The sequence below is a fragment of the Daejeonella rubra genome, from assembly GCF_900103545.1.
Classification (GTDB): Bacteria; Bacteroidota; Bacteroidia; order Sphingobacteriales; family Sphingobacteriaceae; genus Daejeonella; species Daejeonella rubra.
Map to the genome: position 1 here is coordinate 1 of NZ_FNHH01000076.1, position 1,010 is coordinate 1,010.

Genomic DNA, 1,010 nt, shown 5'->3' on the forward strand with positions numbered 1-1,010 from the left:
TTAACGTGAGTTCGATATAAGGCTTATTCAAGTTAAAAAGAAAGTTGTAGGGATTTGGTTTGATCAAACTCAAACTGTGATTTGATGGAAGGCTTCTTTGGTAGCAGATGGTAGGCAGCAAGCCCGCTGTAAAGGTTAATGATAAACCCGCTTATTGAGCGATGTCTGGAGTGTTGAATTTGACAAATATTTTTCAGCGAATCATTTACGCATTCGATAACACTTCGTTTACGAAGCATCAGCTTGTCAAAAGTACTCATCAGCTTATTCTTCATGTTTCGTTTGATCTTTGTGATGAGCTGCACACCACTATGAAAGAGTTGCTCAAAGACGGCCTGCTTTACCAAATAGCCTTTATCACCGTAAAGTTTTCCAAATAGATTCTTGCAAAGTGCTAAGAGCAGATTGGTATTATTGTCCGATACACTGCCTTGTGTAAGCTGAAAAGCGATTATTTCAGCTTTATCATTAATCACGATGTGAAGTTTGAACCCATAAAACCAACCCATAGTAGAGTAGCCTCTATTGGCGATGTCTTTAAATACCTTATTCTGATGGATGCGTTGTTTTGCACAAACTTCCAGCCGGGTTGAATCGATAAAGGCAATGCCAGTACATTCACCAAGACTGTGGGTACTGACAAACATGAGTAAGGGCAGGGCATATTTGCTTTGTAATTCTACAAAGCGGTTATAGGAAACCAGATGTGGAAATTCCCTGCCAAGATAAACACAGACATAGTCCAGGTAGAAGTGTTTTAGGGTACGATAATCGGACAAATGGAAGCAGATCAGAATCGTGATGACTTCACTTTGCGAAAGACCGGAAAGCTTATTCCGGGTCTTAACACCACTAGAATTGAGCTTTACCACACATTGGTCGATATGTTGGTTGAAATGATTACAATATTCATCAGCCAGGAAGAAAATTTCTGTAATTTTATCAAGAGTAAGCATAGATTATTTGTTTTAAATTCGACACTTAAATATAATAAAATATGCTTACTTATT

At 38.1% G+C, this 1,010-nt stretch carries 1 protein-coding gene; it reads right to left on the reverse strand.

Annotation, left to right across the window (positions count from 1 at the left end; translation table 11 throughout):
- Positions 1 to 32 precede the first annotated feature (32 nt).
- Positions 33 to 956: an IS982 family transposase gene (locus tag BLR27_RS18375; RefSeq protein ID WP_090707344.1), complete on the reverse strand. Its 924-nt coding sequence runs from the start codon at positions 954 to 956 to the stop codon at positions 33 to 35.
- Between the last annotated feature and the right edge of the window lie 54 nt (positions 957 to 1,010).